This window comes from Streptococcus sp. E29BA, from assembly GCF_041807805.1.
GTDB lineage: Bacteria > Bacillota > Bacilli > Lactobacillales > Streptococcaceae > Streptococcus > Streptococcus entericus.
Window position 1 is genome coordinate 1 of record NZ_JBGTZA010000003.1, and the last position, 24359, is coordinate 24359.

17 protein-coding genes and 1 pseudogene are annotated in these 24359 nt (G+C 45.0%); 13 read left to right on the forward strand and 5 right to left on the reverse strand.

The window, feature by feature from the left end:
• The 5 genes and pseudogenes from ACERC8_RS00855 to ACERC8_RS00875 all read right to left on the reverse strand — a co-directional run.
• Positions 1-430 (reverse strand): annotated as a pseudogene (locus ACERC8_RS00855) (transposase family protein); the annotation flags it as partial.
• A gap of 280 nt (positions 431-710) precedes the next feature.
• Positions 711-1643, reverse strand: a complete 933-nt coding sequence (locus ACERC8_RS00860) for a metal ABC transporter substrate-binding lipoprotein (RefSeq protein ID WP_373658013.1) — start codon at positions 1641-1643, stop codon at positions 711-713.
• Complete coding sequence (locus ACERC8_RS00865) at positions 1640-2482, reverse strand: metal ABC transporter permease subunit (protein ID WP_373658014.1); 843 nt, start codon at positions 2480-2482, stop codon at positions 1640-1642. The genes ACERC8_RS00860 and ACERC8_RS00865 overlap by 4 nt, the downstream gene beginning before the upstream one ends.
• A complete protein-coding gene (locus ACERC8_RS00870) occupies positions 2475-3206 on the reverse strand; it encodes a metal ABC transporter ATP-binding protein (protein ID WP_373658015.1) in 732 nt (243 codons plus the stop codon). Before ACERC8_RS00870 ends, ACERC8_RS00865 begins: the two co-directional genes overlap by 8 nt.
• Positions 3207-3565: 359 nt before the next feature.
• Positions 3566-4468, reverse strand: coding sequence for an HAD family hydrolase (locus ACERC8_RS00875; RefSeq protein WP_373658016.1), 903 nt, complete (start codon positions 4466-4468; stop codon positions 3566-3568).
• 369 nt (positions 4469-4837) lie between these two features.
• On the opposite strand from ACERC8_RS00875, the gene pbp1b reads away from it, so the two are divergent.
• The 13 genes from pbp1b to ACERC8_RS00940 all read left to right on the forward strand — a co-directional run bounded on the left by pbp1b (position 4838) and on the right by ACERC8_RS00940 (position 24012).
• Positions 4838-7228: a penicillin-binding protein PBP1B gene (pbp1b, locus tag ACERC8_RS00880; RefSeq protein ID WP_373658017.1), complete on the forward strand. Its 2391-nt coding sequence runs from the start codon at positions 4838-4840 to the stop codon at positions 7226-7228.
• 298 nt (positions 7229-7526) lie between these two features.
• On the forward strand, positions 7527-11156 hold the full coding sequence (rpoB, locus tag ACERC8_RS00885; protein WP_373658018.1) for a DNA-directed RNA polymerase subunit beta: 3630 nt from the start codon (positions 7527-7529) through the stop codon (positions 11154-11156).
• Positions 11157-11225: 69 nt separating this feature from the next.
• A complete protein-coding gene (locus tag ACERC8_RS00890) occupies positions 11226-11519 on the forward strand; it encodes a hypothetical protein (RefSeq protein ID WP_373658019.1) in 294 nt (97 codons plus the stop codon).
• Positions 11520-11567: 48 nt separating this feature from the next.
• Positions 11568-15203: a DNA-directed RNA polymerase subunit beta' gene (rpoC, locus tag ACERC8_RS00895; protein ID WP_373658020.1), complete on the forward strand. Its 3636-nt coding sequence runs from the start codon at positions 11568-11570 to the stop codon at positions 15201-15203.
• Between the two features lie 105 nt (positions 15204-15308).
• Positions 15309-15797: a transcriptional regulator NrdR gene (gene nrdR / locus ACERC8_RS00900; RefSeq protein WP_373658021.1), complete on the forward strand. Its 489-nt coding sequence runs from the start codon at positions 15309-15311 to the stop codon at positions 15795-15797.
• A complete protein-coding gene (locus ACERC8_RS00905) occupies positions 15787-16944 on the forward strand; it encodes a DnaD domain protein (protein WP_373658022.1) in 1158 nt (385 codons plus the stop codon). Before nrdR ends, ACERC8_RS00905 begins: the two co-directional genes overlap by 11 nt.
• A gap of 1 nt (position 16945) precedes the next feature.
• Entirely contained in the window at positions 16946-17845 is a 900-nt protein-coding gene (dnaI, locus tag ACERC8_RS00910) for a primosomal protein DnaI (RefSeq protein ID WP_373658023.1), read from the forward strand.
• Positions 17846-17858: 13 nt separating this feature from the next.
• Entirely contained in the window at positions 17859-19169 is a 1311-nt protein-coding gene (der, locus tag ACERC8_RS00915; protein WP_373658024.1) for a ribosome biogenesis GTPase Der, read from the forward strand.
• 18 nt (positions 19170-19187) lie between these two features.
• On the forward strand, positions 19188-19994 hold the full coding sequence (ldcB, locus tag ACERC8_RS00920; RefSeq protein WP_373658025.1) for an LD-carboxypeptidase LdcB/DacB: 807 nt from the start codon (positions 19188-19190) through the stop codon (positions 19992-19994).
• A 391-nt stretch (positions 19995-20385) separates the two neighbouring features.
• Entirely contained in the window at positions 20386-21345 is a 960-nt protein-coding gene (locus ACERC8_RS00925) for an ABC transporter substrate-binding protein (RefSeq protein WP_373658078.1), read from the forward strand.
• Positions 21345-22292, forward strand: coding sequence for an ABC transporter substrate binding protein (locus tag ACERC8_RS00930; protein WP_373658026.1), 948 nt, complete (start codon positions 21345-21347; stop codon positions 22290-22292). The genes ACERC8_RS00925 and ACERC8_RS00930 overlap by 1 nt, the downstream gene beginning before the upstream one ends.
• A gap of 22 nt (positions 22293-22314) precedes the next feature.
• Positions 22315-23199: an ABC transporter permease gene (locus ACERC8_RS00935; RefSeq protein WP_018367538.1), complete on the forward strand. Its 885-nt coding sequence runs from the start codon at positions 22315-22317 to the stop codon at positions 23197-23199.
• Positions 23200-23208: 9 nt separating this feature from the next.
• Complete coding sequence (locus ACERC8_RS00940) at positions 23209-24012, forward strand: ABC transporter ATP-binding protein (protein ID WP_373658027.1); 804 nt, start codon at positions 23209-23211, stop codon at positions 24010-24012.
• Positions 24013-24359 lie beyond the last annotated feature (347 nt).

Genomic DNA, 24359 nt, shown 5'->3' on the forward strand with positions numbered 1-24359 from the left:
TTGAACTGAAATTCCTTTAGTTTTCGGATGACCGTTGAGGTTGATACGGCTAGGCTTTCAGCGATGGCCGTCATGGCCACCTTTTCAATTAGTTTCTGGGCGATTTTCTGATTAAGAATGACAGGAATTTGATGGTTGACTTGACCAGTGACGTTTCAGCGACAGCCATTTTCCCGTAATTTGAGCAACGAAAGCGGCGCTTTCGCAAGCGAATGAGTGTCTTGTCACCAGCACACTCAAGATAAGGTATTTTGGATAGGTTCTGGAAGTCGTACTTGACCATCTGTCCCTGGCAATGTTGGCATTTTGGAGCAGGGTAATCGAGTTTAGCGCTGACTTCTTTGTGACTCCCAGCCTCCACAATCTCCAAAATAGTGATATTAGGGTCTTTAATTCCGAGTAGGTTTGTGATAGAATTGAACTGTTCCATATGTGTCTTTCTAATGAGTTGTTTAAGCACTTTTCATTGTAGGTCATATGGAACCTTTTTTCTACACTCAAAAGGCTCTATAATCTCCATGGTGGATTTACCCACTACAGAAATTATAGAGCCTCTTTTTTGTGAGAAAAATGATTATTTAATGAACTAAAAAAAGCAGGTACGAAGCCTGCTCCTTAAAGGATTGTAATAATGTTGTAAGAGATAGAATTGGGGAAGTAAGCCCAATCTTTTTTTGCTGGTTGCGGTAAACCATTTGTAGTCGTCTAGCTTATTTTGCCAAACCTTCCGCAATTTTTTCCAGATTCCATTTCATCATGGCGTAGTAAGAATCACCTTCTTGACCTTTTTCCGCTACTGAATCTGTGAAGATTTCAGAGTGAATAGGGATACCTGTGTCTTTAGAAACAGTCTCCATCGGACGACGGTCAACAGATGATTCGATGAAAAGGGATGGTACTTTTGATTTTCTAAGAGTTTCCACTAATGTTGTAATTTGTTCTGGTGTTCCTTCTTCTTCAGTATTGATTTCCCAGATATAAGCTGATGGGACGTTGTAGGATGCTGAGAAGTATTTAAAGGCACCTTCGCTGGTCACGATAAGTTTTTTCTCTGCTGGGATGGCAGCAAAAGCAGCTTTAGCAGTCTTGTCTAGTTCTGAGAGCTTAGCGACATAAGTGTCCAGATTCTTTTGGTAAGCCTCTTTATTGTTTGGATCCTTATCCATCAATGTTTTAGCAATGTTTTGAGCATAGATGATGCCATTTTCAACATTGAGCCAAGCATGTGGGTCCTCTTTACCTTGTTGGTTTTGCCCTTCAAGGTAAATGACCTTAACGCCGTCACTAACAGCAAAGTAGTCTTTATTTTCAACCTTATTGGCAGTTTTGATCAGTTTAGTAAACCACGCATCACCACCAGTCTCAAGGTTTAGACCGTTGTAAAAGATGACATCAGCATCAGCTGTTTTTTGAATATCAGCTGCCAAAGGCTCGTATTCGTGTGGGTCTTGTCCAATCGGAACAATACTGTGTAAATCAACCAAATCTCCAGCGATATTTTTGGTCATGTCCGCTAAAATTGAATTGGTCACTACAACCTTTAGCTTACCGCTATCAGTTGATTGAGTTTGCCCGGTGTTTGGTGAGCAAGCCACCAAAAGCAAGGTAAAAGCTAGACTAAGATATCCAAGTAATTTTTTCATGTGTTCTTTTCTTTCTTTCTAAAAAGTGTTTGTTTAGGTGATACAAAGAAAGAAGTAATGAAAATTAAAGTGGCAGTTAGCACAATACTTGATCCAACTGGTAGGTTAAAACTATAACCAAGAAAAATACCTAAGGCAGAAGAGAACATACCCAAGATAGAAGACAAAAGCAACATGCTTTTGAGACTGTTCGTAAATAAATAGGCTGTTGCTGCGGGGGTAATGAGCAAAGCAACAATCAAAATAGTACCGACACTCTGCATGGCGACCACAGCCACCAAGGTTAGGCAAATCATGAGTAAGTAGTGATAAAAACTTACCTTAATCCCCATAGACTGTGCCAAAATAGGGTCGAAAGAGGTCAATTTCAATGGTTTGAAGAAAACCACGATGATGGCAAGGACTGCTAGCGAAACGATAATAACTGCCCATTTGTCAGTATCCTGAACCGCTAAGACATTTCCAAATAGGATGTGAGATAAATCTGTTGAACTTCTCGCGATACTGATCAAGATAATCCCTAGAGCCAAAAAGGCTGAAAAGATAATCCCAATCGCTGTATCACCTTTGAGCGTTGAATTCTCCTTAACAAAGGTGATGAGCACGGAAGCTAAAAGGCCAAACACTAATGCTCCGACTAAATAGTTCAGTCCTAGTAGGTAAGAAATGGCTACTCCAGGCAGAACGGCATGAGAGATAGCGTCCCCCATTAAAGACATGGACCGTAGGATGATAAAGCAGCCAACAATACCTGCCACAGCTCCTATGATGACAGCTGTGATTAAGGCATTTTGCAAAAACTGGTAGGAAGCGACAGCTTCGATAAAACGACTAAGCATGGCTCACCTCCTCATGACTGAAGAAAAGGTCGCCATAAGCTGCTTGCAGATTAGCAGGTGTGTATACATCAGACACCTTACCGTAAGCCACCAGTTTTTTGTTGAGAATAAGCAGATGGTCGAAATACTGTTTGACCTTACTCAAGTCATGATGAACCACCAAGATGGTTTTGCCAGAGTTTTTCAGTTCCTTGAGGAGCTTGATGATAATGGCTTCGCTCACTGAATCAATGCCAACAAAGGGTTCATCTAAGAGGATAAAGTCTGCTTCCTGTACCAAACAACGCGCAATCAGCATTCGTTGAAACTGACCGCCTGATAAAGCTGAAATAGGACGCTTTGACAGTTCGGTGAGACCGACTTGACTGAGGACGTCATCAATTTTCTTCCAGTGTGACATCGTTAGGTTGTTGAATAACCCTAACTTTTTATAAAATCCCAGTGAGACACATTCCCGAACAGTCATCGGAAAGGTGACATCAATGTGACTTTTCTGTTCGACATAGGCGATTTTTTCACGTGCAGCTACCCCCGTCTGTCCGTCAATCGCCACATTCCCCTGAAAGGGGACAAAGCCTAGAATGGCCTTCATCAGTGTTGATTTGCCGGCACCATTAGGCCCGATAATCCCAATAATGCCAGGCTGGTCAATCTGACACGTTAGACCGTCTAAGACCAGTTGGTCACCGTCGTAAGTAACGGTGAGATTTTCTATAATTATCATTACTAATCTCCTTATATAAAAGAGGTTGAATGTTGTTACATTCGTTCAAAAATTAATCAGTTAACAATAATTACAATCACCTTATTATCACGCAATTTCACAAAAAAGTCAAGGATTTTCTGGAAAGTATCACTATAGTAGAGGGCTAAATCGCCAGAACAATAAAATCTGATGAGTTGTTAGTTTATAAACAAACTAAGAATAGCAGTTGGTGGATGTAAATTGGGAAAGTAAGTTCGCTGTAGTTGTCGTACTTGTTAGCTGAAATAGGTTGAGGTGTTTTGTAACTTAAAACGAAAAGACCGAGACTATTGTCCCAATCTCCTTCATGTTAATGTTAGCATAGACTATTCAACTGTTTATCGACCGTACTTGATGCGGAGCATGCGCTCCTGCTTTTTGTCCAGCCTTAGCAAGATAACCACCTTATCAATGGACATATTGCTGTCAAGCAGGCGTTCAGCTGCCATCATCAGGCCGTTGTTGATACCGAGCTCTAGAATTGGATTGCGTTTATCGTTGACATCGACGATAAATTTGTTATCAGGCAAGTCAAACAGCACTTTGACTGCCCCATAAAGTTGTTCAAAACTGTCAATTTCTAAATCGAAAACGGGTGTCGTCCCCTTTTTTAACGTTCGTCCACGATGGTTGAACCACATGGATCGCCAGCCCCCATTATGAGCTCCCATGACATCATTGTCATAGGAGTCTCCAACATAGAGAGTGGTTGCTGGGTTGAAGCCAAATTGCTGAGCAGCTAGGTTAAAAATCTCACGCTCAGGCTTTTGAAAGCCAGTCGCCTGACTCACGATAACACGCTTAGGCTCAACGTAGTCATAAAGTCCGAGTTTCTTAACTTTTTTCAGTTGGTGTTCTGTCGGGCCATTGGTGATAACGCCCATAGGCACACCTTTGGACTTGAGAAAATCTAGTGTCAGACGCATCTCGTCCAGCATGGTGATGTTATCTAACTCCCGCTCATAGACTTCCTGAAAGTGTGTACCAGTTGCTTCATCAATCTCAGGGTGCCCAAACTCTAACAGTGTTTCCTTGCAGCGCCAGAAGCGGAAGTATTCGACAGTCCACTCTCCAGCCATCACACGAGGAAAACCGATATCGGAATAGTGCCTAAATCGGATATAAGCAGGTTTTATCTGGCTCATATCAAAGTTTGGGAAGCATTTTTCCATAGCAATCCGATAAGGAGCCTGCTGGTCATAAATGGTATCATCTACATCAAATACAATCGCTGTAATCATTCATTATCCCCTTTAATTATGCTTCAAACATTATACTATTTTTCCTAAAAAAATTCAAACAAGCTCTGCTATTTTTCTGTCATGTGTCTGTTAAATACTGTAATGGACACTGTTAATGCAACAGCTCTTAATCAATCGAAAAGTCTGGTTTTACGAACCAATAAGCAGCTGTTTACAAAAAATGGTTAACTTGATGTGATATTCAAATCAGCCAATAATTTACAGAAGCAAGTCATATAAACATCTGTTTGTACAGGGCGTTTATTTAATTTTTAAGTTTGGTAGGTAGGTCTTAGAATGATGATAAGATGTTCAGCAAATTTTTGGTGTTTAATGAGTTTTTTGATATAATATAAATCGAGGTATGTTATGAAAAAAAGTCATCGTAAGAAAGCCTGGTCGGAGTTGACCATTTGGGATATTGGTTCAGTTGTTTTACAGACCGTTAGGATATTGTCTCATTTTTTATACATTATAGCCTTATTGTTTGGTATGATGGGGATTGGTACGGCATTTGGTTACCTGGCGAGTCAGATTGATCAGGCCAAAGTGCCAGAGGTTCAAAAGTTAGTCAAGCAAGTAGGGTCCTTCACACGGATTTCGCAGTTGACCTACTCTGATGGTAGCTTGATTGCTGCGATTGATACCGATTTATTGCGAACGCCTGTAGAGAGCTCTGCTATTTCTGACAATATTAAACACGCTATTGTCTCCACAGAAGATGAAAATTTCGCAACTCATAAAGGTGTTTTGCCAAAGGCAGTTTTGAGGGCGGCGCTGACGACGATTTTGGGCATCGGTGAGACTAGTGGTGGCTCAACCTTGACCCAGCAGTTGATTAAGCAACAGGTCTTGGGCGATGTGCCAACTTTTAAGCGGAAGTCGCAAGAAATGATTTATGCCTTAGAGTTGGAACGCCATATGGACAAGGACACTATTTTGACGAATTATCTCAATGTGTCGCCATTTGGTCGTAACAACCGAGGTCAAAATATTGCAGGTATAGAGGAGGCTGCTCAGGGGATTTTTGGGGTATCTGCTAAAGATTTGACGATTCCTCAGGCGGCATTTTTGGCGGGCTTACCACAGAGTCCGATTGTGTATTCCCCTTACACATCGGATGGCAATTTTAAGACACCCGATGATATGGCGATAGGAATCAAACGAGCTAAAAATGTGCTCTACAATATGTACCGTACGGGTGTTATTGATAAACCGGCTTATGATGATTATGTGGCATACGATATCACTCAGGATTTCAAGAAGCCAGAGGCGATTGAGGAGACCAACCACGGCTTTCTCTACTATACAGTCATGGAAGAGGCTGAGGACCTGCTTTACGACTATTTGCTCAAGCGGGATAACGTTTCTGATTTAGATAAAACAAGTGATGCTGTGCAAACTGCCTACCGTGAAAAAGCTAAAGAAGAATTGGCTTTAGGAGGCTACCATGTCACAACGACGATTCATAAAACGGTTCATCAGGCCATGCAGGACACGGTTGCTAATCTTGGACACCTCTTGGATGATGGGACAGGGCTTGTAGAAACAGGCAATGTCCTCATGGACAATCGAACTGGGGCGGTACTTGGTTTTGTTGGTGGTCGTAACTACGCTGATAACCAAAACAATCACGCCTTTGATACGAAACGGTCACCAGGTTCAACCATCAAATCACTCCTCCCTTACGGCATCGCTATTGATCAAGGATTGATTGGTAGCGCCAGTGTGCTATCTAACTATCCTGCTAATTTCTCTAGTGGTCAACCGATTTTGTATGTGGGTAGCAGAGGAACAGCAGCTGTCACTTTACAAAATGCTCTGGACATGTCTTACAATATCCCTGCTTTTTGGACCTATAAGCTCCTGAGGAAACGGGGTGTTGATGTTGAGGGTTACATGAGCAAGATGGGCTATGAATTTGATGACTACAGCATTGAGAGTTTGCCGATTGGTGGTGGTGCAGAAATGAGTGTTGCTCAACAGACCAATGGCTATCAGATGCTTGCTAATGGCGGTATTTATCATAAGAAACATGTTGTCCAAAAAATAACAGCAAACGATGGCACGGTAATCTATGAGTACGACGACAAAGGTGAGCGAATTTTCTCCCCTGCTGGAGCAGGGATTATGACCCATCTTTTACGTGGACCGCTAAGATCTGGTGCGACAACGGCATTTATCCGTGAAATTGGTGCTTTGAACCCTCAATTGCCAAACGGAGACTGGATTGGCAAAACAGGTACCAGTGATGAGAATGTGGATTCGTGGTTAATGGTTGGTACACCGGCAGTTACCCTGGGCACATGGGCTGGTCATGATGATAATTCACCTATGAGCAATATTTCAGGTCGCCACACTCATACTTATGTTGCTCGATTGGTCAATGCCATCCATCAGGCGGATCCGTCAATTTTAGGATTAGAACAGCGATTCAATTTAGCGCCTGAGACCATATCATCTAGTGTTCTTACCTCCACTGGTATGCAAGCGGGCACGGTGATGGTCAATGGTCGACAGATTAGTGTAGGAGGCGCGACGACGGTTTCTTACTGGGCTAAAAACGGAGCACCTGTGACCACTAGTGATTTTATGGTGGGAGGGTCAGCTAGCGACCGCCAGCAGGCTTGGACAGCTATTGTAGGGGTTCAGACACCGAGCCCTAGCAGTGCGTCCAGCAACAGTGCCCCAAGCACATCCTCTAGTGCCACTAGTTCAGCACCAGAACCGCAAACTGAGGCAACAACTATAGGTCAATAAATTTGCCAAAAAAAGATAAATATGTTATAATTCTTAAGATATTTGTCGTTTGTTTTGGTTGAAATCTTGTCCAATCAAGACTAGCAGCAGTTAAATCAGAGCTTTTCAAGATTTAGCTGCTCTTTTTGTGCCTATTTTTAGGGAAAAATGGCTTTGTCATTAAAACTTAAAAATTCTGACATTTCATCGACCACGGCAAATAACCTACGCGACGTAGGCGGCGGTCAAACCGCCATCATGCAGTTAACTAAACTTGACCGTTCAGGTCATCGTATTCTTATGTACAAAGGAGTTTAACTTGGCAGGACATAACGTTCAGTACGGGAAACATCGGACCCGTCGTAGTTTTTCACGCATCAAGGAAGTACTTGACTTACCTAATTTGATCGAAATTCAGACAGATTCTTTTCAAGACTTTTTAAACACGGGCTTGAAGGAAGTCTTCGAAGATGTGCTTCCAGTATCTAACTTTACCGACACCATAGAGCTTGAGTTTGTTGGGTATGAGCTGAAAACTCCAAAATATAATTTGGAAGAGGCACGCTCTCACGATGCGAACTATTCAGCACCACTCTATGTGACTTTCCGTTTGATTAACAAGGAAACTGGCGAAATCAAGACTCAAGAGGTCTTCTTTGGTGAATTCCCATTGATGACCGAGATGGGGACTTTTATCATCAATGGTGCAGAGCGCATTATCGTTTCTCAGTTGGTGCGGTCACCCGGTGTTTACTTTAATGACAAGGTTGACAAAAATGGGAAAGTCGGTTACGGATCAACAGTTATTCCAAACCGCGGGGCTTGGTTGGAGCTAGAAACTGACTCTAAAGATATCGCCTATACGCGTATTGACCGCACAAGGAAGATTCCATTTACGACGTTGGTGCGTGCTTTGGGCTTCTCTGGTGATGATGAAATTATAGACATTTTCGGTGACAGCGATTTAATTCGTAACACGATTGAGAAAGATATCCATAAAAATCCAGCCGATGCTCGTACAGAAGAGGCGCTTAAAGAAATTTATGAGCGCCTACGTCCAGGTGAACCAAAAACGGCTGAAAGTTCAAGAGCTCTCTTAATTGCTCGCTTCTTTGACTACAAGCGTTATGATTTGGCAGCTGTTGGTCGCTACAAGATGAACAAGAAGCTAAATGTTAAGACGCGTTTGCTTAACCAAGTCATTGCTGAAAACCTCGTTGACCCTGAAACGGGGGAGATTTTGGTGGCATCTGGTACCTTGATGACCCGCGAGGTGATCGATGGTATCGCAGAACACTTGGATGGGGATCTTAACAAATTTGTCTATACGCCAAATGATTTTGCTGTGCTAACTGAACCGATCCTCTTACAGAAATTCAAGGTCGTGTCCCCTATTGATCCAGATCGTGTGGTAACGATTGTCGGCAACGCCAATCCAGAAGACAAGGTGCGTGCCTTGACCCCAGCAGACATTTTAGCAGAGATGAGTTACTTCCTCAACTTGGCAGAAGGTATTGGCAAGGTGGACGACATTGACCACTTGGGTAACCGTCGTATCCGTGCGGTTGGTGAGCTCCTAGCGAACCAGTTCCGTGTCGGATTATCACGGATGGAGCGCAATGTGCGCGAGCGGATGTCTGCTCAGGATAACGAGGCTCTCACACCACAACAAATCATTAATATCCGCCCTGTGACCGCTGCGGTCAAAGAGTTCTTTGGTTCTTCCCAGCTCTCACAGTTCATGGATCAGCATAACCCGCTGTCTGAACTTTCCCACAAACGCCGTCTATCAGCCCTTGGTCCTGGTGGTTTGACGCGTGACCGCGCGGGTTACGAGGTACGGGACGTACACTACACCCACTATGGTCGGATGTGTCCGATTGAGACGCCAGAAGGTCCAAACATTGGGTTGATCAACAACTTGTCTTCGTTTGGACGTCTTAACCGTTATGGTTTTATCCAAACACCGTATCGTAAGGTTGACCGTGCAACTGGTCAGGTCACCAATGATATCTTCTGGCTGACAGCTGATGAAGAAGATGAGTTCACTGTTGCGCAGGCTAATTCTCGTCTCAATGACGACAATACTTTTGCAGAAGAAGTTGTCATGGGACGTCATCAAGGTAACAACCAAGAATTCCCAGCAGACATTGTTGACTTCGTTGATGTGTCTCCGAAGCAGGTTGTTGCTGTGGCGACAGCATGTATTCCGTTCCTTGAAAACGATGACTCCAACCGTGCTCTGATGGGAGCTAACATGCAACGTCAGGCCGTTCCTCTGATTGACCCTAAAGCCCCTTATGTGGGAACAGGGATGGAATACCAGGCAGCCCACGACTCTGGGGCAGCTGTCATCGCCCAACATGATGGTAAAGTTGTCTATTCTGATGCAGATAAGGTTGAGGTTCGTCGTAACGATGGTAGCCTTGACGTTTACAAAATTACCAAATTCCGCCGTTCAAACTCAGGAACAGCCTATAACCAACGAACCTTGGTTAAGGTGGGTGACTTGGTTGAAAAAGGGGACTTCATCGCTGATGGTCCTTCTATGGAAAATGGTGAGATGGCGCTTGGTCAAAACCCAATCGTTGCCTACATGACCTGGGAAGGTTATAACTTCGAAGATGCGGTCATCATGAGTGAACGCTTGGTCAAAGAGGATGTTTATACCTCTGTCCATTTGGAAGAATATGAAAGTGAAACTCGTGATACCAAGTTAGGCCCTGAAGAGATTACTCGCGAGATTCCAAACGTCGGTGAAGATGCTCTTCGTGATCTTGATGAAGTCGGGATTATTCGTATTGGTGCTGAAGTTAAAGAGGGCGATATTCTCGTTGGTAAGGTAACACCGAAAGGTGAAAAAGACCTCTCAGCTGAGGAGCGTCTCCTCCATGCTATCTTTGGAGACAAGTCACGTGAAGTGCGCGATACCTCTCTACGTGTACCGCACGGTGGTGATGGTGTTGTTCGCGATGTTAAAATCTTTACTCGTGCCAACGGTGATGAACTGCCATCTGGCGTTAATAAACTAGTACGTGTCTACATCGCTCAGAAGCGTAAAATCAAAGTGGGTGATAAGATGGCGGGACGTCACGGGAACAAAGGTGTCGTATCGCGTATTGTTCCAGTTGAGGATATGCCATACCTGCCAGATGGAACACCAGTTGACATCATGCTCAACCCGCTCGGGGTACCATCACGGATGAACATCGGTCAGGTTATGGAACTTCACCTCGGAATGGCGGCTAAAAACCTAGGTATCCACATTGCGACCCCAGTCTTTGACGGAGCGACTTCAGAAGATCTCTGGTCAACTGTTAAAGAAGCTGGCATGGATAGCGATGCTAAGACTGTTCTCTACGACGGAAGGACAGGTGAGCCGTTTGATAACCGTGTCTCAGTTGGGGTCATGTATATGATCAAACTCCACCACATGGTTGACGACAAGCTCCATGCCCGTTCAGTTGGTCCATACTCACTGGTTACCCAGCAACCGCTCGGTGGTAAAGCTCAGTTCGGTGGTCAGCGTTTTGGTGAGATGGAAGTTTGGGCGCTGGAAGCTTATGGTGCATCAAATGTCCTTCAAGAAATCTTGACCTACAAGTCAGATGATGTGACGGGTCGTCTCAAAGCCTATGAAGCCATCACTAAAGGTAAGCCAATTCCAAAACCAGGCGTGCCAGAATCCTTCCGCGTTCTTGTTAAAGAATTGCAGTCACTTGGTCTTGACATGCGTGTCCTTGATGAGGATGATAATGAAGTCGAACTTCGTGATTTGGACGAGGGTGAAGATGATGACGTGATGCACGTTGATGACCTTGAAAAAGCTCGTGAGCGTCAAGCACGTGAAGCAGAAGCCTTTGCTCGTGAATTGGCAGAACAAGAAGGTAAGACAACGGAACAGGTTGACGAAGAAGCTGAAGAAGATGAGGCAGCATTAGAAAATTAATAATAAGAAGCTGACTAGGCGACCCTCGCCTAGTCCAAACTTCTTGCGAGTTGAGAAGGACATTAGTGTATGAGAAGTGTTTTAGTGCCACTAGTTGTTTGTGCCATATTGCAGTCCTTGTTGTACTTGAAAAATAAAAAGGCACCAATCAATCAACGAGAGGTCAAGGTGGTGAAAAAGTTCAAGAAGTATAACCTCCTAACCTTGTTCCCACGTTCACGTTGCTTTTTGGTTCTCGAAGACAGCAGTGGGCATCACTGGACTCAAGACATTTCAAAAGAGCTCTATGACCAGCTTGTTGAGGGTCAACAAGGCTTATTAGTCACCAAAGGCTCGCAGCTAATTTCCTTTGAAACAAGATAAATTTCCCTTATTCTTTTGTATAGCAGAAATTAAGAAAGGTAAAATGTAGTGGTTGACGTAAATCGTTTTAAAAGTATGCAAATCACTCTGGCTTCACCCAGCAAGGTTCGTTCATGGTCCTATGGTGAGGTGAAAAAACCAGAAACTATCAACTACCGAACCCTAAAACCAGAGCGTGAAGGTCTCTTTGATGAGGTCATTTTTGGACCGACCAAAGACTGGGAGTGTGCGTGTGGCAAATACAAACGTATTCGTTACAAGGGCATTGTCTGTGACCGCTGTGGTGTTGAAGTCACTCGTGCCAAGGTCCGTCGTGAACGCATGGGACACATTGAACTCAAGGCGCCGATTTCTCACATCTGGTATTTTAAAGGTATCCCATCTCGGATGGGCTTGACCTTGGATATGAGCCCACGTGCGCTGGAAGAGGTGATCTATTTTGCGGCCTATGTGGTTATCGATCCGATGGAAACACCGCTTGAGCACAAATCTCTTTTGACCGAACGCGAATACCGTGAAAAACTCATGGAGTACGGTCACGGCTCTTTCGTGGCAAAAATGGGGGCAGAAGCCATCCAAGACTTGCTCAAGCAAGTGGATTTGCCAACTGAAATTGCTGCTCTAAAGGAAGAGCTAAAATCAGCAACAGGGCAAAAACGTGTGAAAATCGTTCGTCGTTTGGATGTGCTGGATGCTTTCCACAAGTCTGGTAACAAGCCAGAATGGATGATCCTTAACATCCTGCCAGTTATTCCACCAGATTTGCGCCCAATGGTGCAGCTGGATGGTGGTCGTTTTGCGGCCTCTGACCTCAATGACCTTTACCGTCGTGTTATCAACCGTAACAACCGCTTGGCTCGTCTTTTGGAGCTTCATGCCCCAGGCATCATTGTTCAGAACGAAAAACGGATGTTGCAAGAGGCGATTGATGCTTTGATTGATAACGGTCGACGTGGTCGTCCAATCACAGGACCTGGTAGCCGTCCGCTCAAATCGCTCAGCCACATGCTCAAGGGTAAACAAGGGCGTTTCCGTCAAAACTTGCTTGGTAAGCGGGTTGACTTCTCAGGGCGTTCCGTTATCGCTGTTGGACCAAACTTGAAGATGTACCAATGTGGTGTCCCACGTGAGATGGCGATTGAACTCTTCAAACCATTCGTCATGCGAGAAATCGTTGCTCGTGACTTGGCTGGAAACGTCAAGGCGGCAAAACGTATGGTGGAACGTGGTGATGAGCGCATCTGGGATATTTTGGAAGAGGTTATCAAAGAACACCCAGTGCTCCTTAACCGCGCACCGACCCTTCACCGTTTGGGAATTCAGGCCTTTGAGCCTGTCCTAATCGACGGACGTGCGCTTCGTCTGCACCCGTTGGTGTGTGAGGCCTACAACGCCGACTTTGACGGTGACCAGATGGCTATTCACGTGCCATTATCTGAAGAAGCACAGGCAGAAGCTCGTCTCCTGATGTTGGCGGCAGAACACATCCTCAACCCGAAAGATGGTAAACCAGTTGTAACGCCATCTCAGGACATGGTTCTTGGTAACTATTATTTGACCATGGAAGACGAGGGGCGCGAAGGTGAAGGCATGGTATTCAAGGACTATGATGAGGCTGTTATGGCTTGGCGAAATGGTGTTGTGCACCTGCACAGCCGTGTTGGTATCGCTGTTGATAGTATGCCTGATAAGCCTTGGACAGATGACCAGCGTCATAAGATTCTGATGACAACTGTTGGGAAAATCATCTTTAACAAAGTTATCCCAGATGACCTGCCTTATCTGCAAGAGCCAACGATGGCTAACCTGACTGATGGGACACCAGATAAGTACTTCCTGGAATCTGGTCAAGATATTAAAGCTGTCATTAAAGCTCTGCCATTGAACCAACCATTTAAAAAGAAAAATCTGGGGCATATCATTGCAGAGACTTTCAAACGCTTGAGAACGACAGAAACGTCTGCCTTCCTTGACCGCTTGAAAGACTTGGGTTACCATCATTCTACCCTTGCTGGCTTGACGGTTGGTGTGGCGGATATTCCTGTCATTGACAACAAGCAAGAGATTATCGAACAAGCGCACGACCGAGTGGAGCAGCTTAATTTGGCCTTCCGTCGTGGTTTGATGACCGATACGGATCGTTATATCGCTGTTACGACGACTTGGCGTGAGGCCAAGGAAGCTCTGGAAAAACGCTTGGTTGAAACCCAAGATCCGAAGAACCCAATCGTTATGATGATGGACTCTGGAGCTCGTGGTAACATCTCAAACTTCTCCCAGTTGGCCGGTATGCGTGGTCTGATGGCGGCGCCAAACGGTCGTATCATGGAATTGCCAATCCTGTCTAACTTCCGTGAGGGTCTGTCGGTACTCGAGATGTTCTTCTCTACCCACGGTGCTCGTAAGGGGATGACCGATACCGCCCTCAAGACTGCGGACTCAGGTTACCTGACTCGCCGTCTGGTTGATGTGGCGCAGGATGTTATCATTCGTGAGGATGACTGTGGAACTGATCGTGGCTTGACCATCACAGCCATTACCAATGGTAAGGAAGTGACCGAGACCCTTCAAGAACGTCTGGCTGGTCGTTACACCAAGAAAACAGTTAAGCATCCTGAAACAGGTGCGGTTATCATCGGTCCTAATCAGTTGATTACGGAAGCTAAGGCGGCTGAAATCAGCCAAGCTGGTGTTGAAGAAGTCACCATCCGTTCCGTCTTTACATGTAACACCCGTCACGGTGTCTGCCGTCATTGTTACGGTATCAACTTGGCGACTGGTGATGCGGTTGAAGTTGGTGAAGCAGTTGGTACTATCGCCGCTCAATCCATCGGTGAGCCTGGTACCCAGTTGACCATGCGGACCTTCCACACGGGTGGTGTGGCCTCAAACACCGACATCACCCAAGGTTTGCCACGTATCCAAGAAATCTTTGAAGCCCGTAACCCTAAAGGGGAAGCGGTCATCACCGAAGTTAAAGGTGAGGTGGTACAAATCGATGAGGACGCTAGCACTCGGACCAAGAAGGTTTACGTCAAAGGGCAGACTGGCATGGGTGAGTACCAAGTACCGTTCACTGCTCGTCTGACAGTCAACGAAGGTGACTTTGTCAACCGTGGTCAAGCGCTGACAGAAGGATCCATCCAGCCAAAACGCTTGTTAGAAGTCCGTGATACCCTTTCTGTAGAGACCTATCTCCTTGCAGAAGTACAAAAAGTTTACCGTAGCCAAGGGGTAGAAATCGGTGATAAACACGTTGAGGTGATGGTGCGTCAAATGCTCCGCAAAGTACGTGTCATGGATCCAGGGGATACAGACCTTCTGCCTGGTACTCTTATGGACATCGCAGACTTTACTGATGCCAATGCGGAGTACGTGATTGCTGGACAAATCCCAGCGACCGCTCGTCCTGTGCTGATGGGAATTACCAAAGCCTCTCTGGAGACTAATTCCTTCCTTTCTGCCGCATCCTTCCAAGAGACAACTCGTGTCCTCACTGATGCCGCCATCCGTGGTAAACGTGACCACTTGCTGGGTCTCAAGGAGAATGTTATCATCGGTAAGACCATTCCAGCTGGTACTGGTATGTTCCGTTATCGCAACATTGAACCTCAAGCAGTCAACGATATCGAAATCTTAGAAGATATTGCACCAGTTGAGGTTACCGAAACTGTTTCAGAATAGTTCTGACAAAACTTATCTTGCTTAGGCAAGATAGGTTTTTGTTTTCTAGTGTTTAGGGGTATTTTATGTTATAATAAAACAAATAAAGCCATCAAGGAGGGGACTATGCGTTGTCCGAAATGCCATTGCACCAAATCAAGTGTTGTCGATAGTCGTCAAGCGGAAGAAGGCACAGCCATCCGTCGTCGCAGGTCTTGCGATGAGTGTCAAAATCGGTTCACAACTTTTGAGCGATTGGAAGAAATACCCTTGTTGGTGATAAAAAAAGATGGGACGCGAGAAGAGTTTTCCCGGGATAAGATTTTTAACGGTATTTTGCGTAGTGCCCAGAAACGCCCTGTCTCTAGCGCTGACCTGGAGGGCGTTGTTGACCGCATCGAGCAGTCTTTGCGTCAGACCTTTGAACGTGAGGTCCCCTCGACCCATATCGGCAATCTTGTCATGGATGAGCTGGCAGAATTAGACGAAATCACCTACGTTCGTTTCGCCTCTGTTTACCGGAGCTTTAAGGACGTTGACGAGATTGAGGAATTATTGCAACAGATTACTAAGAGGGTTCGTAGCAAGAAGGGACGGCGTTCCGATGAAGCCTAACGATACCTTCTCCTATCTAAAAAATAACTGTGTCTACCCTGATCAGGCTAGTTTGTTACAACTTTATCAGCCACTTATGGGTGCAGACGCTTATTTGGTGTACAATTATCTGGTTCATTTTTTTGATAATGGCAGAGCAATGCACCCTTTTACCGAACTGCTTAACCACTTGCAGTTTGGATTTGACCGTTTACGGACTGCTTTTGATAAACTGGGGGCTTTAGGCTTAATCAAGTTTTATCAACACTATCAAACCTATTTGATCAAGCTTAACAGCCCCTTGGATAGGGAAAGTTTTCTGAATAATGCTGTTTATCGTAGCCTGCTAAGCAGCTATATCGGGGAAGTTGCTGTGGAAGATTTACAAATGACCTTGCCAGTCGAGGCCGTTGATCAGACCAAACGTTTTTCAGAAGTATTTTCTGATCGCGGAGAAGTCTACCATCATCCCAAACAAGCTGATATTAACTTTGATCTCGAGCATTTCAAGCAGCTGATGAGACGAGATGGTCTCTATTTTGACAATGAACAAACGGATGTCTTAGGTCTTTATCATTTTGCTGAGGAGAATGGTCTGACCTGGTTTGATACTTATCAGTTAGCCAAAGCCACAGCAGTTAAGGGTCAACTATCACTGGTTCGCTTGCGTGCTAAGCAGGAACAGCAAGAGCAACCGAGTCAGAGTACTGGTCTAACTCGTGAGGAACAAGCTGCTCTAAAAACGGCGCAAAGCCATGCTCCAGAAGTTTACCTGTCTACCTTGAAAAAAATGAGAAAGGCGATGGTCACCGATCAGGAGCGTCAGTTGCTACGCGAATTGGCACAGATGGGCTTTTTGGATGATGTGATCAATCTCATGGTGCTATACACCTTACAACGCACCAAGTCTGCTAATCTTAACAAGGTTTATTTGATGAAGATTGCCAATGATTTTTCCTATAAGGGCATCAAAACAGGAGAGCAAGCTCTGCTTTATTGGCAACAAAAGCCACAGTCATCCGCTAAACCAAAGGCCGGCAGCAACCATCAAACCAATGTGCCGATCTGGAGTCATCAAGACTATAAAACGGAGTCCAGTCAAGAAGAACAAGAGCAACTAGAAGAGCTAAAACGTCAGATGTTGGGACAATCAGGAAGGGAGGAATAAGATGAAAAAAATTGGAGACACCTTATCAAGTAAGATGCCAAAATTTTTGCAAGACCAAGAACAGGTCTTACAGGATGTTCTGGCTCATCCTGATGTCGCTAACTTTATCGTGACTCATCAGCTGGATCGGGCAACGATTGAACGAAGCCTGCCCAAATTCAACCAGTACCGCCAAGAAAAAGAGCGTTTCATCAGCCAATCACCAGACTATTTAGCCAAAGGTTATGAGCCAATTTTGGTGATGAATGAGGGCTATGCTGATGTGACCTATCGTGAAACAAAAGAACTGATCCATCGTCAGCAACAAGTAGAGGCAACAGACCGTATCAAGCTTATCAATCTCCCAAAATCCTATCAGTACATCAGTTTTTCAGATATTGATTTTAGTGATCCTAACCGTATTACGTTATTGGCAGAGCTGAGTCAGTTCTTGCAAGCTTATCCAAATGTTCAAAAAGGCATTTATCTTTACGGGAATATGGGAGTAGGGAAATCCTTCTTGCTAGCTGGTTTAGCTAGAGAATTGTCCGTTCAAAAAGGTGTGGCAGTGACTATGCTTCACTACCCTACCTTTGTGGTTGATGTCAAAAATGCCATCTCGACAAGCTCTGTTAAGGAGAAAATTGATGATGTCAAGGCTGCTCCCGTTCTGATATTAGATGATATCGGTGCGGAAACTTCAACCAGCTGGGTGCGTGATGACGTCTTACAGGTCATTTTGCAATACCGTATGCTGGAGGAATTGCCGACTTTTTTTACGTCCAATTACAGTTTAGAGGATTTAGAGAAAAAATTAGCTCAAAGTAAGCAAGGGGATGAAACTTGGCAGGCCAAACGAGTTTTGGAACGAATTCGTGCCGTGGCTAAGGAGCTCCATCTTTTGGGGAAAAATCGACGCTAGAAAGTGAGAACACATGGCTTTACCAACCGTCGCCATCGTCGGGCGCCCTAATGTAGGAAAATCGACGTTATTTAATCGTATCGCAGGGGAGCGAATTTCCATCGTTGAAGACGTGGAAGGTGTGACGCGTGACCGTATTTACACGACAGCTGACTGGCTCAACCGCAAATTTTCCATTATTGATACAGGCGGTATTGACGATGTTGATGCGCCATTCATGGAGCAAATCAAGCACCAAGCAGATATTGCTATGACGGAGGCTGATGTTATCGTCTTTGTTGTGTCAGGTAAAGAAGGTGTGACTGATGCCGATGAGTATGTCGCCCGTATCCTCTACAAGACCAATAAGCCTGTTATCTTAGCAGTTAACAAGGTTGACAACCCCGAGATGCGAAGCGAGATTTACGATTTCTACTCACTGGGTCTGGGTGATCCCTACCCTGTGTCGTCTGTCCACGGGATTGGGACAGGTGACGTCTTGGATGCCATCGTGGACAATCTGCCCGCAGAAGAAGTTGAGGAAAATCCAGATATCATCAAATTCAGCCTGATTGGCCGTCCAAATGTCGGCAAGTCAAGTCTAATTAACGCTATTTTGGGAGAAGACCGTGTGATTGCTAGCCCGATTGCAGGGACAACGCGCGATGCTATTGACACTAGCTTTACCGATAGCGAGGGGCAAGAGTACATCATGATTGATACCGCAGGTCTGCGCAAATCTGGTAAGGTCTACGAGAATACGGAGAAATACTCTGTCATGCGCTCCATGCGGGCCATTGACCGCTCAGATGTTGTCTTGCTCGTCATCAATGCCGAAGAAGGCATTCGTGAGTACGACAAGCGGATTGCTGGCTTTGCCCATGAGGCAGGAAAAGGTCTCATCATCGTGGTGAACAAGTGGGACACCTTGGAAAAAGACAACCACACCGTTAGTCAGTGGGAGGCCGATATTCGAGATAACTTCCAGTTCCTATCTTATGCACCGATTATCTTTGTGTCAGCCGTGACCAAGCAACGCCTGCACAAGTTACCAGAGCTGATTAAGCGGATTTCTGAAAGCCAGAACATGCGTATCCCATCTGCAGTGCTTAACGATGTCATCATGGATGCTGTTGCGATCAATCCGACACCTACCGACAAGGGCAAACGACTGAAAATCTTTTACGCCACCCAAGTGACGGTCAAGCCACCGACCTTCGTTGTTTTTGTCAACGAGGAAGAACTCATGCACTTCTCTTATATGCGCTTCTTAGAAAACCAAATCCGCGCCGCTTTCAAGTTTGAAGGAACCCCAATCCATCTGATTGCACGTAAGCGGCAGTAGCCGAGAAAGGGAAATAAGATGAAAAGTAAGGTTATCATTTTGGCTTGTGGCTTGATTTTGTTGACTGCCTGTGGGAACAAGCAAACAGAGACGACGTCAACAGCTAAATCGTCAGCCTCGTCAACCACAGTGTCTAAAGTAGCAGACAGTCAAAAAGCTCAGGATCAATCATCGTCTAACAGCTCTGCCATGTCCCAAGAGAGCCCAAAAAGTTCTCAAGAAAATACCCCTGTCTCTGAAGACAAGCCTGAGACTGAAACAGCTGCTTCTCAAGCAGCAAGCACTCCATCAACGGGTTTTTACCACAGTGTTCGTGGTAAATATGGAGATGTGATCATTGTCAATAAGAAACACCCTTTGGCAGCCGATTATAATCCTGGTGAAGATGGGGTAGCTGGTGCTGCCTTTAGGGAGCTTTTGGGCGCCATGCGAGCAGCAGGTTTTAGTGTGTCGGACAATTACAGCGGATTTAGAAGTTATGATTATCAAGCCAGCCTCTATCAGAGCTATGTTAATCAAGATGGACAAGCCGCTGCTGACCGTTATTCGGCTAGACCAGGCTACAGTGAACACCAGACAGGTTTGGCTTTTGATGTTTTAGATGCTTCAGGGCAGCTTCTGGAAGAGCCTGCTGCTAGTCAATGGTTGGCAAACAATGCTCACCACTATGGTTTTGTGGTGCGCTATTTGCCAGGCAAGGAGAATATCACAGGTTATATGGCTGAGAGCTGGCATGTTCGCTACATCGGTCAGGAAGCCACCGAAGTTTACCAATCAGGCCTAACCCTAGAAGAGTATTACGGGGTTGAAGGCGGTGACTATTAAGTCATTGTTGCTGTCGACCACTTGGCAATCATCTCAACATTAAAAAAATGTCAAAAAAGCTTGACAAACGAGAAAAAAAGGCATAGAATAATAAAAAATAAATCAAGGAGGAAAAAGGTATGTTAACTAACCGCACGATCACCGTCGCAGCAGCATTTTACTATGGCTACTTTAGATAGTGTTTGTGTTTATGCCAGGCATAGATGCAAACAGACCAAACAGTTGTTTGTATCTATGGGGTCATGGCTATTTGAGTTGTTTGTCCACATAGATGAAAAAATCTAAGTGGACAGGCCTACCTGTTTTGTATGTTTTATACAATCCTCGGTTAACCACTTAGAATTTTCTAAGTGGTTTTCTGTTGTGCTTAATGAATAGAAAGAGGAAAATGATGTTTTTTAAGTCCTTAAAAATGTTCGTCGTTATGAGTTTTGGAGCGGTTGTCTTAGCTGCTTGTGGGAAAATGACAGATGATAAAGTGAAGCTGGGGATTATCCAGTATGCTGAACATCCTGCCCTCGATGCGGCGCGTGAAGGCTTTTTAGAAGCCCTACAAGAAGCTGGTTACACAGAAGGAGATAACCTCAAGGTAACCTTGCAAAATGCTCAGGCTGATCAGAGTAATCTCCAAACGATGGTTGAGAAACTGGCTGGGCAAAATGATCTCCATCTTGCCATTGCCACGCCTGCTGCTCAAAGTCTGTTGACTGTCGATGATAGCACACCTGCTCTATTTACCGCAGTCACTGACCCTGTAGCAGCTGGTTTGGTCAAGAGCTTGGAGCAACCTGGCGGCAATATGACGGGGTCGACAGATGCTCTAGATGTGGCTAAACAAGTTGAACTACTCACCAAACTGTTTCCAACAGCCAAAAAAATCGGCATCTTTTATAATTCCAGTGAGGTGAACTCAGAATCGCAGGCTAAGGTGGCAAAAAAAGCCTTAGAACAACAAGGTTTAGAAGTTATTGAAAAAACCGTGACCAGCACCAATGATGTGCAACAGGTGATGAGTCAGCTGGCAACTCAAGTTGATGCCATCTACCTCCCAACAGATAATACAGTTGCTTCAACCATTGCTACGATAGGTGATGTCTTAAGAGAAGCAAAGGTTCCTGCTCTTGGTAGTGATGAAGCGGTGTTAGAAGGTGTTTTATTGACCTCAGGAGTTGATTTTAAAGCCGTTGGAAAACAAGCTGGAGAATTAGCGGTGCAGATTTTAAAAGGGGAAAAGCCTTCTGAATTAAGCGTTAAAAGCCCAGATGCTACTAGTATTGCAGTTAATGAAGATATGGCAAAATTACTTGGGCTTAACCCAGAAACAATTAAACAGATAGGAAAAGAAAAATAATGAAAGATTTAGTCAAGTATTTGAGCATTGGTTTGTTAGCAGTGACCCTGGCAGCTTGTCAGCAGACGGATAGTAGTTCCTCATCAGGAAAGACTGTTAAAGTCGGCATTCTCCAATATGTCGAGCATGAGTCTTTGACAGCAGCCCGTCAGGGATTTGAAACAGAATTAGAACAGCAGGGTTACACGATCGAGTGGGATTATCAAAATGCCCAAGGGGATCAATCACAACTTCAGACCGTATCTGAGCGACTGGTTGCAGATAGTGATTTGGTACTTGGTATCGCAACTCCTGCGGCTCAGTCTTTGGCTCTAGCAAGCACAGAGACGCCGATTTTGTTTACGGCTGTGACGGATCCTGCATCGGCAGACTTAGTTGAGAGTTTGGAAAAACCTGGCGGTCTTTTGACTGGTACGAGTGACCAAGCACCGATTGGTAAGCAAGTTGAGCTCATCAAACAAGCTCTGCCATCTGCTAAAAAAGTCGGTATCCTCTATACCACCAATGAATCCAATTCGGAAGTTCAGGTCAAACAAGCAGAAGCAGCCCTTAAAGCAGCAGGTTACACCGTCGATAAAAAAGGTATTTCAAGCACCAATGATGTTCAGGATGCAGCGAGTAGCTTAATGTCAACAGTTGATGTGGTTTTTGTGCCGACAGATAACACAATTGCATCAACCATGGTGCTGTTGGGGCAATTATCCATTGAGAAGAAGGTACCGATTGTTGGGGGTTCTATTGATATGGTGAAAGTCGGTGGACTTCTCACCTACGGAACGGATTACCAAAAACTAGGTGCTCAAACCGCTCGTCAAGCGGTTAAAATCCTATCTGGGGAACAACCTGCTCGTCTGTCAGTTGAGTTACCTGAGCATTTAGAACTCTATGTCAATCAGGATATGGCCGACAAGCTGGACCTTGACCTTTCAGCTCTTACGACTAACTAAATCTTAGAAAGAAGGCTTTTTGATGTCACTTATCTTATCAACAATTTCACAGGGATTACTCTGGGCGGTTATGGTTATTGGTGTTTATCTGACCTTTCGTATTTTGGACATCGCTGATTTAACCGCTGAAGGGACTTACCCACTTGGCGGCGCAATTTGTGCCATTGCGATTGTCAATGGTGTCGACCCTATTCTGGCCACCTTGCTCGCTGCTGTTGGCGGTGCATTAGCTGGTGTGGTAGCAGGTTTATTACATACCAAGATGAAGCTACCTAGCCTTTTAACTGGTATTGTCGTTCTGACTGGTCTGTATTCGGTTAATCTCAAGGTTCTAGGCAAGGCTAATCTAGCTCTTCTTCAGCAGGAAACGTTGGTCAGTCGCCTGCGAGAATTTGGTCTAGACAAGACAGGAGCAGTGATGGTGATTGGCTTGATGACCCTAAGCATTATCCTAGCTGGTCTTATTGGTTTGCTTCATACAGAACTTGGTTTAGCTTTACGGTCGACAGGGGACAATATTCCGATGAGTGCGGCGAATGGTATCAACACGGATAACATGAAAATTATTGCTTATGCCCTGTCAAATGGCTTGATTGCCTTATGTGGTGCGCTGTTGGCACAGAATAATGGCTATGCAGACATCAATTCAGGTGTTGGGACGATTGTTATCGGTCTAGCCTCTATTATCATCGCAGAAGTGTTAATTCGTCATTTAACCTTGGGTTGGCGTCTGGTTTCTATCGTTGTTGGTGCGGTGATTTATCGTCTGATTTTGCTGGCTATTCTCTCTTTGCCAGGTGTTGATGCAGATATGGTCAAGCTCTTTTCAGCGGGCTTACTAGCGGTGGTGCTGTATGTGCCAGAAGTCCAAGATAAGCTAAAACTGAGACAGCCTCGTGTAAGATAGGAGAATGAGATGACACAACTTGTAGAATTAAGAGCAATCCATAAAACCTTTGAAGCAGGAACAATCAATGAAAACCATGTCTTGAGAGGCCTTAATTTAACCGCAGAAGAGGGAGATTTTATCACCGTAATTGGAGGAAATGGGGCAGGCAAATCAACCTTAATGAACTGTCTGGCAGGCACATTACCCATTGATCAGGGGGGTATCCTACTTGGTGGTAAAAGCATTAAGGATTTGCCTGTCGCTAAGCGGGCAAAAATGATTAGTCGGGTCTTTCAAGACCCTAAGATGGGTACAGCTTCTCGTCTAACCATTGAGGAGAATATGGCTATCGCCTACAAACGCGGTCAAGCTAGAGGGCTGACTAAGGGGGTTAAACAGAGCCAGCGCGAGCTATTTCGCCAAGAATTAGCAGAGCTAGGTCTAGGGTTAGAATATCGCCTCAAGGTCGACACGGCATTTCTATCAGGCGGTCAGAGGCAAGCGCTCACTCTGGTGATGGCTGCCTTGGTTAAACCACAGCTCCTTTTGCTGGATGAGCACACAGCTGCCCTTGATCCTAAGACCAGCGATATGGTGATGCAACTGACGGATAAGATTGTGACAGGCCACCGATTGACGACCCTGATGATTACCCATAACATGGAACACGCTATTCGCTATGGCAATCGCTTGATCATGCTTCATCAAGGGAACATTGTGGTGGATATTTCTGGTCAGGAAAAAGAAAAGCTGACAGTTTCAGATTTGCTGGAGCTTTTCCACAAAAATAGTGGTGAACGTCTGGCTAGCGATGAGCTCGTTTTAAGTTAAGCTGAAAAGTGTGAACAAACGTGTTGGATTATCTTTTGAGTAGCCGTCTGGTGGTTGGTCAAAGGTAGGTCATGCAAATCAAGCACAGCTTTAACCGCTAGTCTGTAAAGCTTTGATAGCTTATTCCAACGGAGTGACTGCGCGTGAGTCACTCGTCAGATAGGATTAGGAGAGGCTGGGGAGAATCCTGGCTTCTTTATTTTATTACCGTCAATTAACCAAGACGCAGTGGCTGAGTACCTCTGATGTGCTGAGTTCATTAACTTATTCAACTGTGTCGGTCTGGAATACACCTTATTGAATGAACGGTTGCTTTTCACTTTTTATTTTCGGCAATCAGAACTGAG

Excerpts from the sequence above, each read along its gene's own strand:
- ACERC8_RS00930 (WP_373658026.1), top strand. The coding sequence starts at position 21,345 with ATGAAAGATTTAGTCAAGTATTTGAGCATTGGTTTGTTAGCAGTGACC.
- nrdR (WP_373658021.1), top strand. The coding sequence starts at position 15,309 with ATGCGTTGTCCGAAATGCCATTGCACCAAATCAAGTGTTGTCGATAGT.
- pbp1b (WP_373658017.1), top strand. The coding sequence starts at position 4,838 with ATGAAAAAAAGTCATCGTAAGAAAGCCTGGTCGGAGTTGACCATTTGG.
- ACERC8_RS00860 (WP_373658013.1), bottom strand. The coding sequence starts at position 1,643 with ATGAAAAAATTACTTGGATATCTTAGTCTAGCTTTTACCTTGCTTTTG.
- der (WP_373658024.1), top strand. The coding sequence starts at position 17,859 with ATGGCTTTACCAACCGTCGCCATCGTCGGGCGCCCTAATGTAGGAAAA.
- ACERC8_RS00865 (WP_373658014.1), bottom strand. The coding sequence starts at position 2,482 with ATGCTTAGTCGTTTTATCGAAGCTGTCGCTTCCTACCAGTTTTTGCAA.
- ACERC8_RS00875 (WP_373658016.1), bottom strand. The coding sequence starts at position 4,468 with ATGATTACAGCGATTGTATTTGATGTAGATGATACCATTTATGACCAG.
- ACERC8_RS00905 (WP_373658022.1), top strand. The coding sequence starts at position 15,787 with ATGAAGCCTAACGATACCTTCTCCTATCTAAAAAATAACTGTGTCTAC.
- ldcB (WP_373658025.1), top strand. The coding sequence starts at position 19,188 with ATGAAAAGTAAGGTTATCATTTTGGCTTGTGGCTTGATTTTGTTGACT.
- ACERC8_RS00935 (WP_018367538.1), top strand. The coding sequence starts at position 22,315 with ATGTCACTTATCTTATCAACAATTTCACAGGGATTACTCTGGGCGGTT.
- ACERC8_RS00890 (WP_373658019.1), top strand. The coding sequence starts at position 11,226 with ATGAGAAGTGTTTTAGTGCCACTAGTTGTTTGTGCCATATTGCAGTCC.
- ACERC8_RS00870 (WP_373658015.1), bottom strand. The coding sequence starts at position 3,206 with ATGATAATTATAGAAAATCTCACCGTTACTTACGACGGTGACCAACTG.
- dnaI (WP_373658023.1), top strand. The coding sequence starts at position 16,946 with ATGAAAAAAATTGGAGACACCTTATCAAGTAAGATGCCAAAATTTTTG.
- ACERC8_RS00925 (WP_373658078.1), top strand. The coding sequence starts at position 20,386 with ATGTTTTTTAAGTCCTTAAAAATGTTCGTCGTTATGAGTTTTGGAGCG.
- ACERC8_RS00940 (WP_373658027.1), top strand. The coding sequence starts at position 23,209 with ATGACACAACTTGTAGAATTAAGAGCAATCCATAAAACCTTTGAAGCA.